The following is a 9,416-nucleotide window of genomic DNA, read 5'->3' as shown; positions in this document are numbered from 1 at the left end:
GTATTCTTGGTGACGCGGGGTGGAGCAGCCCGGTAGCTCGTCAGGCTCATAACCTGAAGGCCGCAGGTTCAAATCCTGCCCCCGCAACCAAAAACTCCATACACATAAACAAACCCATCCCGGCAGCAAAAAAGCCGCAAGGCCAAACAATGCCGGTTCCTGAGACGGAAAAGTCCTGCCATAAAGTTGAACTCGTGTGACTTTGCCGCGTTCGATCTCCATGGGGAGACGGTCGTTGGTTACGAGCGTCCCGTAGCCGGCAAGAAGCGGTTTGCATTATGCATCGTATCGAATGCCAGAGCGGGCAGGCTTGCGCCTGGCAGCGCTCGTCGCGCGACCGGCTTTTTCGGAGTTCGGCTGCATCCATCGCTGCTCGAATGGAAGGCTATTCAGCTTGCGCGATACGCTGAAACCAATTGCCCTGGCAGCCTTTATCTCCCGGCACGAAGCCGATCGACCCCGGATATCCCCGTTAAATCACATCGTGGTTTGCATCCATATCTGAGTTCCTTATCCTTAAAGCGCGCCTTCTTTCTCAACGAGGTAATCTTCGCATGTCCCATAGCCTGCCGACCAAGTCCTACGCCGCTTTCCTGTTCGACATGGATGGTACAATCCTGAATTCGCGTGCGTCCGCAGAACGTGTCTGGGGACGCTGGGCCGCAAGTCACGGTTTGGATGTCGAAAAATTCCTGCCCACTATGCATGGCAAGCGTGGCATCGACACTATCAGTGAGCTGGACCTGCCGGGCGTGGATGCGGCTGCGGAGGCCGCGTTCATCTTGCAAGGCGAGATCGACGATGTCGAAGGTGTGGTCCCAATTCCCGGGGCTATCGACTTTCTGGCTGCCCTGCCGCGGGAGAAATGGGCGATCGTCACATCGTCTCCCATCGCGCTCGCCAAGAGACGGCTTGCAGCGGCGGGGATCGCCGAACCTCAATACATGGTGACGGCGGAAGACGTGACAATTGGCAAGCCCGACCCGCAATGTTATATCGCGGGCGCCGAAAAGCTCGGCGTTAGCCCCGACGAAACCATGGTGTTCGAGGATGTGATGGCCGGTGTGAGGGCAGGCGAGGCCGCCGGCGCCGATGTGACCGTCATTACCCACACACACGACCAGCCGCTCGCGACACGCCATTCGACCATTGCCGATTATCGCGATCTTGCCGTCCGTCTCAACGAAGAGGGCCGCTTGTCTATCGTCCGTCGATAGGACTGTCCGTCTACCGATGCGGCTTTGGAACTTCTGCATTCGCCGCCCGGTCTGACGCCCGCGACTGCCGCTGCTGCCGGAGTTTTGACAATGTCCGCCTCGACACGTGCTGAAGCACTTGCGAAATATGCAGGCCGCCAAACCGGCACGATCTATCCCGCGAACAGAGATCTATGACCGTCCGACCATGCCCAGATCGGCGCAAAAATGTTCTTGTATCGGCGCCAAATCTGCAGCTTCCGAGCGGCAAGGGAAACGGGAAATTCTCATGCCCGTTTTGTCGTCGAGACAGTTTCGAACTCGATTCTTAGCGCCGTACCCCGTCTTGAACCGTCTCGTGCGAAGAGGCTCAGGCCTGCTCGGCGCCTATCGGCAGCCTGCTGGAGCTGCTGAAGAGGGGAACGGGCTTAGACACGTGTGCCGGGCAAATCATCATTCGATCCGACAGCCGACGGTTCGCCACGCGATGCTTTTTTGATGCCTCACCCGCGCGCGCCCTGTTTTTTCGCTCGCCGGGTCCTAATTGCAAAACCATGCCGGGACCGATCCGGATTTTTATGGTCGATTGGTGCGTTCCCACGGGCGACTGCCGAACGGACCTCAGGAAAAAGGACAATCCTTATGCGCATGATGACAAAACTCGCCGGCGCGTTTCTGGCGGCCTCCCTCACATTCGGCCAGGCGCAGGCTCAGGTCGTCGTATCGTCGAAAATCGATACAGAAGGCGGTGTTCTCGGCAACATCATTCTGTCGGTGCTGACTGCGAACGGCATCAAAACGACCGACCGCATTCAGCTCGGTGCAACACCCGTTGTGCGCAAGGCAATCACCGCAGGCGAAATCGACATCTATCCCGAATATACCGGCAATGCCGCTTTCTTTTTTGAAAAAAGCGGTGATGCCGGCTGGAACGACGCCGCGAAGGCTTACCAGCAAGCCAAGACATTGGATTACGCCGCCAACAAGATTGTCTGGTTGACGCCTTCGCCGGCCAACAACACTTGGGCGATCGCGCTGCGCAAGGATGTCGTCGAAGCCAATAAACTCGTCACCTTGAGCGATTTCGGCAAATATGTCGCTGGGGGCGGCGCGGTAAAGCTCGCTGCCTCTTCGGAATTTGTGAACTCGGCTGCAGCGCTTCCGGCCTTCCAGAAGACCTACGGGTTCACGCTCAAGGCCGACCAGCTGATTACGCTTTCGGGTGGCGACACGGCGGCGACAATCGCGGCTGCGGCCAACCAGACCAGCGGCGCCAACGCGGCCATGGTCTATGGCACGGACGGCGGCATCGCGCCCTCCGGTCTTGTCGTCCTGGAGGACGACAAGGGGGTGCAGCCTGTCTATCAGCCATCACCGATCATCCGTGAGACAGTGTTGAAGGAAAATCCGCAGATCGAAAGCCTGCTCAAGCCCGTTTTCGAAAAGCTCGATCTCGTTACTTTGCAGGAGTTGAACGGGCGCGTTCAGTTGGGCGGGGAGCCTGCAAAGGCCGTCGCGGACGATTTTCTCAAGGTCAACGGTTTCGTGAAATAAGCCGATGGAGGCCGGCAGGGCCACAGGTGGAGCCTGAATGAGGCAGGGACTGAACCGGATCGACCGGGTTGGCGCGGTGGTCGTAGCGATCGCCGCCTACGGTCTCGTCGCGCCCTTCGCGATTTTTCGCGCCAACCGTATTGTCCAGGGGGAAGGGCGCTCTCTGCTCGACGCTCTGCCATCTTGGCTCGCCATTGCTCTCATGGCGATCGTGGTCATCGGCATCGGCATTGCGCTTCTGCGCACGCCGGTACCGATCAGGCTGGTGACAAGCCTCGTCCTCATCGCGACGCTGGTGATCGCCATCGGCAAGGCTGCGACGTTCTTGACGCCGCAGGGCAACAGCTACGCCCGTGTGTCGCCGGGGTCGGGTTTCTGGATGTTGGGGGCCGCCTTCGCACTGATGGCAACGGATTCTCTAGCACGTATGCGGCCGGGCGCATGGACACGGATTGCATTCCTCTTGGCCATCGCTGCGGCCTCGACCCTCGTCCTGATGTCGGACCTTTGGAATGATCTTTCCATCATGAAGGAATATGCCGCCCGGGCTGACACGTTTTGGACGGAGGCGGGCCGGCACGTGACGCTGGCACTTGGTTCACTGGGGGTCGCCGCCCTGATCGGCATTCCGCTCGGTATCGTCTCGCACCGGGTCGAGCCGCTGCGCGCGACCATTCTCAACAGTCTCAATATCGTCCAGACCATTCCCTCGATCGCCCTGTTCGGCATTCTCATCGGCCCGCTGTCCTGGATAGCCGCCAACATACCCGGGAGCGCCGAGGCCGGCATCCGTGGCATTGGCACGGCGCCGGCTCTCGTCGCCCTTTTTCTCTATTCGTTGCTGCCGATGGTCGCCAACACCGTCGGCGGTCTTGCCGGCGTGCCACGGGGAGCCAACGATGCCGCTCGCGGCGTCGGCATGACGGATCGCCAACGCCTGGTACAGGTCGAGCTGCCGCTGGCGCTGCCGGTCATCCTGACCGGCATTCGCATCGTGCTCGTCCAGAATATCGGTCTCGCTACCATCGCAGCCCTGATCGGCGGCGGCGGTTTCGGCGTCTTCGTGTTCCAAGGCCTCGGTCAGACGGCTATGGATCTCGTCCTTCTCGGCGCGGTGCCCACGGTGGTGTTGGCCTTTGCTGCAGCGGTTATTCTAGACGCCATGGTGGAACTGACAGCACCGGCCAATCTAGCACCGGCAAAGACGGCGCCCGGCGCGACGGCCGGATCCAAGGAGGCAATCCCATGATCGAAATCGACGGTATTACCAAGGTTTTCGGCCAGACCACTGTGGTCGATACGGTATCGATGACGATTGAGGAAGGCTCGATCACGGTCGTTGTCGGCACGTCCGGTTCCGGCAAGACGACGCTCCTGCGCATGATCAACCGTTTGGTGGAACCGAGTGCCGGCACGATTCGCATCCATGGCCAGGACAATGGCGTCATCGCGCCGCATGAACTGCGCCGCCGGATCGGTTACGCCATCCAGGGCCACGGCCTGTTCCCGCATTGCACCGTTGCCGACAACATTGCAACCGTGCCAAAGCTGCTGGGCTGGCCCAAAGACCGTATAGCTGCACGTGTCGACGAACTCCTGCGATTGTTTCAGCTCGAGCCCGCCGCCTTCGGCCCGCGTTTCCCGCACGAACTTTCTGGCGGGCAAAGCCAAAGAGTGGGTGTTGCGCGCGCCCTGGCGGCGGAACCGAACCTGCTTTTGATGGACGAGCCGTTCGGCGCCCTCGACCCGGTCATTCGCGCCAAGGCGCAGGACGATCTGCTTGCGATCCAGAAACATTTTGGCACCACGATCGTCCTGGTGACGCATGACATGGAAGAGGCGTTTGCGCTGGCTGACAACATCGCCGTCATGGGTGGTGGCCGCCTTCTGCAATATGCTAGCCCCGCCGAGATCCTTGCTCAGCCGGCCAATGATTTTGTTGCGTCGCTGGTCGGCACAACGGAGCGGCCGTTTCGCCTCCTCTCGCTCAATAATGTCGCGTCGGCAATCGAGCCCGGCACGGCTGAAGGAGAAACGATCGGGGCCGACGCCAGCCAGCGCGATGCACTGGCGGAAATGCTCTGGTCCGGCAGACCGGCACTGCCGGTCATGGGCAAGGATGGTCATGTCATCGGGCGCGTTACGCGAGACGCTCTTGCCAAACAGGCCGAGAGACCAGCATGACGTCGGGCATCGGATGGATTAGTCGGCTCATTATGCTTATCGCGCTTGTGGCGTTTCTCTCTCGCCCCGAGTGGTTCTCAGCCCTTCTGCAGCCTTTGACGGAGGGCGGCGCGCCGGCCATATATACGCAGGCTAGCCTCATGTCGCTGACGGTGTCGCACCTGATTGTCGTGTTGTGCGCGACCATGGCGGCGACCGTGGTTGCCGTCGGTCTCGCCATTCTTGTGACACGTGGGAAGGGTCAGGAGTTTCTTCCTCTATCGCGCAGCCTGGTCAATATCGGTCAAACCTTTCCGCCGGTCGCGGTCCTGGCGCTGACCGTGCCCATGCTTGGTTTCGGTGAATGGCCGACATTGATTGCCTTGTTTCTTTACGGTCTGCTACCAATCTTCGAAAACACACTGACCGGATTATCGACATTGCCAGCCTCGGTGATGGAGGCCGCACGAGGGACTGGGATGACTGGCCGTCAGTGCCTGCTGAAGGTGGAATTGCCGCTCGCCTTTCCGCTCATCTTGGGGGGGATCAAGCTTTCACTGGTCATCGGCCTGGCAACGGCGACCATCGGTTCGACCGTTGCGGCCCGGACGCTCGGTGAAGTTATCATTGCGGGGCTGCAATCCAACAACCTTGCCTTCGTGCTTCAGGGCGGCATGGTCGTGGCGGTACTGGCGGTGCTGATCTCGGACGCGCTGGCCCTGGCCGAGCGCGCGGCAGCCCGGCGATCCGGGCTGAACCGGACAGAGTGAGGAATCACGCTTGCTTCGAACGAGAACCGCCTGTCCCTTGCGAGACAGGCGGCTTCGTTTTCATGAATGCAGGCCGGATCAGGCTTCGCTGGGCTTCGCTTCCACAGGTCGCTCAAGCGTGCCGTCGTGTCGGTCTCTCTCGACATGGCGGCGGTTATAGGTGATCGATGACCATAGCGAGATGCCGATCAGGGTCGCGCCACCAAGGCCGGTAATGACTTCCGGAATGTGGAACATCGTCTGGACATACATGATCACCGACAAAATGAGGATGGCATAGAAGGCGCCATGCTCGAGATAGCGGTAATGGGTAAGCGTGCCCTTTTCGACCAGCATGATTGTCATGGAGCGAACATACATGGCGCCGATGCCGAGACCGATCGCGATGATGAACAGGTTGTGTGTGAGCGCGAACGCGCCGATGACGCCGTCGAAGGAGAAGCTGGCATCCAGCACTTCCAGATAGATGAAGGCGCCAAGGCCACCCTTTGCGGCTTCCGACATGGTTTTCTGCTGGGCATCGAGCAGACCGCCGATCACTTCCACGACCAGGAAGGTGACGAGACCGTAGATTGCCGAATGCACGAAGGTTACTGCATCCTCGCCACCGATAAGGCGTGAGAAGAGCAGGATAAGCAGCAGAACGACTGCGATCTCGATGCCCTTGATTCCGGCAAAGCGCGCCATCGGCGTTTCGAGGAACGGGATCCAGTGCACGTCCTTCTCCTGATTGAAGAAGTAGGACAGGCCCACCATCATCAGGAACGTGCCGCCGAAGGCTGCGATCGGCAGATGCGCATCGTTCATGATCCGAGAATATTCTTCCGGCTGGCTGGCCGCCAGAACGATCGCGTCGATCGGGCCGATCTGAGCGGCAATCACCACGATCAGAAGCGGGAAGACGATCCGCATGCCGAAGACGGCGATGATGATGCCCCAGGTCAGGAAGCGATGCTGCCATTCCGGGGTCATGTCCTTCAGCTTGTTGGCGTTGACGATGGCGTTGTCGAAGGAAAGCGAGATTTCCAGCACCGCAAGCACGACGCAGATGAAGAAGATGGTGGCCGTACCGCCGATAGTGCCGGTGGATTGCCAGCCAAGAACACCGCCGAGGATCAGGCCGAGCGCTGTAACAATGAAGGCCCAGCGAAAATAGCCGAGCGTGGAAGATGATGATGACTGGTTCATGCGATATTCCCCCGGATCGAGAGAACAGGCATGGAGAAGATGGGCGTGCCGCATGCGGCATCCATCCCGAAGAATTGGGATTTTGTCATGACGTTATAATCCGCCGGCTGTTTTGCAGGCGGCACCGACATCGCGAGAGCGCCGTAAAAACTCTCGCCAGAGGGGCCCGGCACCAAGGGTTTCGTTCGCGGGCTCGGTTATGCCCGCGAAGACATCAGGAGATTTGGCTGTTTTTAGTGTTTCGTCAAGAGCTCGTGCCATCGATGCCTAACGTGTGATGACCGCTCATGGCCGCTGTCCCGGCTTGCAGCTCGCGTGTCCGGTGGACAGACCAAGCTTGACCTTTTCCCATCAAAGAGGCATGGAGCACGCCTGCCCGCGCCAAACGACGATTTTTCTGATAGGATCGGTATCGAAGCGGTCATGAAAAGAAAGAAAAACAACACATGAGCAAAGCAACGTCTTCCGCGCCCTCGCAGCGGATGCTGCGGGTGGGCGAACAGGTTCGCGCTGCCATCACGCAGGTTCTCCAGCGCGGGGAAGTGCGCGACGATCTCATCGAGAAGACCGTCATCTCCGTTTCGGAAGTGCGCATGTCGCCGGACTTGAAGATTGCCACGGCCTATGTCACGCCGCTCGGCCTGCCCGACCACAAGGCCGTCATCGATGCGCTCAACCGCAATGCCAAATACATTCGCGGTCGCCTCGGCGGTCAGCTGCGCCAGATGAAATATATGCCCGAAGTGCGTTTCCGCGACGATACCAGCTTCGACAATTACAAGAAGATCGACGAGCTTTTGAAGTCGCCGGAAGTGCAGCGTGACCTCGGTGCGAATTCCGGCACCGCCTCGGGCGATGAACAAGAATAGAGAAGAATGTCCAAACCGCGTAAACCCAAGGGCCGGCCGGTCTCCGGCTGGGTGATCCTCGACAAGCCCGTCGATTTCGGCTCGACCGAGGCCGTCTCCAAGATCAAATGGCTGTTCAATGCTCAGAAAGCCGGCCATGCCGGCACACTTGACCCGCTGGCTTCGGGCATGCTGCCGATCGCTTTGGGGGATGCGACCAAGACCGTGCCCTACGTGATGGATGGTCGCAAGATCTATGAGTTCACCGTCACCTGGGGCGAGCAGCGCTCGACTGACGATCTTGAAGGCGAAGTGATCGAAAGTTCCGACAAGCGCCCGGCGGAGCAGGATATCCGCGATATCCTGTCTAACTATACCGGTGTCATCAGCCAGGTCCCGCCGCAGTTTTCCGCCATCAAGATAGCGGGCGAACGCGCTTACGATCTGGCCCGCGAAGGCGAAGTGGTGGAAATTCCCTCACGTGAAGTCGAAATCTTCCGCCTCACACTGCTTGGCGCAGAAGACAATTGCGCACATTTCGAGGTCGAATGCGGCAAGGGCACCTATGTTCGGGCGCTGGCCCGCGACTTCGGTCTCGACCTCGGCTGTTTCGGCCATGTCTCGAACCTGCGTCGCACCTTCGTCGCCCCGTTTGCCGAAGAAAAGATGGTGCCGCTGGCCAACCTTGTCGCGCTGGAAAGCATCGAGGATCGCGAAGAACGGCTGGCTGCCCTCGACGCATTGCTGGTCGATACCGTCGAGGCGCTGTCCGACCTGCCGCATCTGCCGCTCAGCGAGGATCAGGCCTATCGGATCCGGATGGGCAATCCGGTCATCGTCCGTGGCCGCGATGCTCCGCTTGAAGCGCCGGAAGTCTATGCCACCGCCAAGGGTCGTCTGGTTGCGATCGGCGAGATTGCCCAGGGGGAATTCCGCCCCAAACGGGTGTTCGGCTGAGCGGGTCGAAATGCATCTCTGTGGCCGCCTCTTCCCATTCCGGTGTGAATGGTCTATAGGCAGCGCCAGCTAGGCATGCCGAAGGGCATAGTCCCCAGCATTCACGGCCTAGGCTGGACGACATCCCGGCCTCTGGCGACCCATATTCCTCTTCACATAAGGATCATACGATGTCGATCACTGCAGAACGCAAGGCCGAACTCATCAAGGAATACGCAACCGTCGAAGGCGACACCGGTTCGCCGGAAGTCCAGGTTGCCATCCTCACTGAGCGGATCAACAATCTGACCGAGCACTTCAAGGGCCACAAGAAGGACAACCACTCACGTCGTGGCCTCCTGACCATGGTTTCCAGCCGCCGTTCGCTTCTTGACTATCTCAAGAAGAAGGATGAAGGCCGTTACACCAAGCTGATCACCAGCCTGGGTATCCGCCGCTAATATCTTCCGGCGGGCGTTCGATAAGGGCGCCCGCCGGAGCCGTTTTTAAGGGCTTCATGCCCAATGCCTGTCGCGCGCATCATGTGTGCGAAAACTGTCGGTGAAACCGGATGGGCCGGTTCGCCAGATTAACCCCGACCTGTCATGGGGCAGGATTGCCGGATGCTTTATTGGCCAGGATTCTTTCGAGATTTTGGCCAATGTTTCCCTTGAGAGGGATCGGAGCGTCTCGTTGTCTTGCCCGTGATGTGTCACATCTGCGGTCGACTGTGCCGGCGCCCTGATGGCGTGTCGCCATTC

Annotated in this window: 9 protein-coding genes and 1 tRNA gene; 9 read left to right on the top strand and 1 reads right to left on the bottom strand. The window is 59.6% G+C overall.

What is annotated here, in order from left to right; genetic code table 11:
• The first annotated feature begins 13 nt into the window (after positions 1-13).
• The 6 genes from ACQKKX_RS14765 (at position 14) to ACQKKX_RS14740 (ending at position 5,683) form a co-directional block, all read left to right on the top strand.
• A tRNA-Met gene (locus tag ACQKKX_RS14765) sits at positions 14-90 on the top strand.
• 464 nt (positions 91-554) lie between these two features.
• Entirely contained in the window at positions 555-1,217 is a 663-nt protein-coding gene (locus ACQKKX_RS14760; RefSeq protein ID WP_427571591.1) for an HAD-IA family hydrolase, read from the top strand.
• A gap of 621 nt (positions 1,218-1,838) precedes the next feature.
• Positions 1,839-2,750, top strand: a complete 912-nt coding sequence (gene osmF, locus ACQKKX_RS14755) for a glycine betaine ABC transporter substrate-binding protein OsmF (protein ID WP_427571590.1) — start codon at positions 1,839-1,841, stop codon at positions 2,748-2,750.
• A 37-nt stretch (positions 2,751-2,787) separates the two neighbouring features.
• Positions 2,788-3,999: an ABC transporter permease gene (locus ACQKKX_RS14750; RefSeq protein WP_427571588.1), complete on the top strand. Its 1,212-nt coding sequence runs from the start codon at positions 2,788-2,790 to the stop codon at positions 3,997-3,999.
• On the top strand, positions 3,996-4,934 hold the full coding sequence (locus ACQKKX_RS14745; RefSeq protein WP_427571586.1) for an ABC transporter ATP-binding protein: 939 nt from the start codon (positions 3,996-3,998) through the stop codon (positions 4,932-4,934). The genes ACQKKX_RS14750 and ACQKKX_RS14745 overlap by 4 nt, the downstream gene beginning before the upstream one ends.
• Positions 4,931-5,683 (top strand): ABC transporter permease, encoded by a 753-nt coding sequence (locus tag ACQKKX_RS14740; RefSeq protein WP_427571584.1) that lies wholly within the window; start codon positions 4,931-4,933, stop codon positions 5,681-5,683. The genes ACQKKX_RS14745 and ACQKKX_RS14740 overlap by 4 nt, the downstream gene beginning before the upstream one ends.
• A 78-nt stretch (positions 5,684-5,761) precedes the next feature.
• Here ACQKKX_RS14740 and ACQKKX_RS14735 read toward each other — a convergent pair whose 3' ends face one another.
• Entirely contained in the window at positions 5,762-6,871 is a 1,110-nt protein-coding gene (locus tag ACQKKX_RS14735) for a DUF475 domain-containing protein (protein WP_427571582.1), read from the bottom strand.
• Between the two features lie 446 nt (positions 6,872-7,317).
• Here ACQKKX_RS14735 and rbfA point away from each other — a divergent pair, with 446 nt between their 5' ends.
• The 3 genes from rbfA (at position 7,318) to rpsO (ending at position 9,116) form a co-directional block, all read left to right on the top strand.
• Positions 7,318-7,740: a 30S ribosome-binding factor RbfA gene (rbfA, locus tag ACQKKX_RS14730; RefSeq protein WP_427571581.1), complete on the top strand. Its 423-nt coding sequence runs from the start codon at positions 7,318-7,320 to the stop codon at positions 7,738-7,740.
• Positions 7,741-7,746: 6 nt separating this feature from the next.
• A complete protein-coding gene (truB, locus tag ACQKKX_RS14725; protein ID WP_427571580.1) occupies positions 7,747-8,676 on the top strand; it encodes a tRNA pseudouridine(55) synthase TruB in 930 nt (309 codons plus the stop codon).
• Between the two features lie 170 nt (positions 8,677-8,846).
• The gene (gene rpsO, locus ACQKKX_RS14720; protein WP_427571579.1) at positions 8,847-9,116 is read left to right on the top strand and encodes a 30S ribosomal protein S15; all 270 of its coding nucleotides are present in this window, start codon (positions 8,847-8,849) and stop codon (positions 9,114-9,116) included.
• Positions 9,117-9,416: the final 300 nt, after the last annotated feature.

The sequence above is a fragment of the Neorhizobium sp. NPDC001467 genome (genome assembly GCF_050275975.1).
Taxonomy (GTDB): domain Bacteria; phylum Pseudomonadota; class Alphaproteobacteria; order Rhizobiales; family Rhizobiaceae; genus Neorhizobium.
This window is presented reverse-complemented; position numbering and strand designations above follow the sequence as displayed.

What these genes read in the sequence shown, in the direction of transcription:
- osmF (WP_427571590.1), top strand. Translation starts at nt 1,839, where the DNA reads ATGCGCATGATGACAAAACTCGCCGGCGCGTTTCTGGCGGCCTCCCTC.
- truB (WP_427571580.1), top strand. Translation starts at nt 7,747, where the DNA reads ATGTCCAAACCGCGTAAACCCAAGGGCCGGCCGGTCTCCGGCTGGGTG.
- rpsO (WP_427571579.1), top strand. Translation starts at nt 8,847, where the DNA reads ATGTCGATCACTGCAGAACGCAAGGCCGAACTCATCAAGGAATACGCA.
- ACQKKX_RS14740 (WP_427571584.1), top strand. Translation starts at nt 4,931, where the DNA reads ATGACGTCGGGCATCGGATGGATTAGTCGGCTCATTATGCTTATCGCG.
- ACQKKX_RS14750 (WP_427571588.1), top strand. Translation starts at nt 2,788, where the DNA reads ATGAGGCAGGGACTGAACCGGATCGACCGGGTTGGCGCGGTGGTCGTA.
- rbfA (WP_427571581.1), top strand. Translation starts at nt 7,318, where the DNA reads ATGAGCAAAGCAACGTCTTCCGCGCCCTCGCAGCGGATGCTGCGGGTG.
- ACQKKX_RS14745 (WP_427571586.1), top strand. Translation starts at nt 3,996, where the DNA reads ATGATCGAAATCGACGGTATTACCAAGGTTTTCGGCCAGACCACTGTG.
- ACQKKX_RS14760 (WP_427571591.1), top strand. Translation starts at nt 555, where the DNA reads ATGTCCCATAGCCTGCCGACCAAGTCCTACGCCGCTTTCCTGTTCGAC.
- ACQKKX_RS14735 (WP_427571582.1), bottom strand. Translation starts at nt 6,871, where the DNA reads ATGAACCAGTCATCATCATCTTCCACGCTCGGCTATTTTCGCTGGGCC.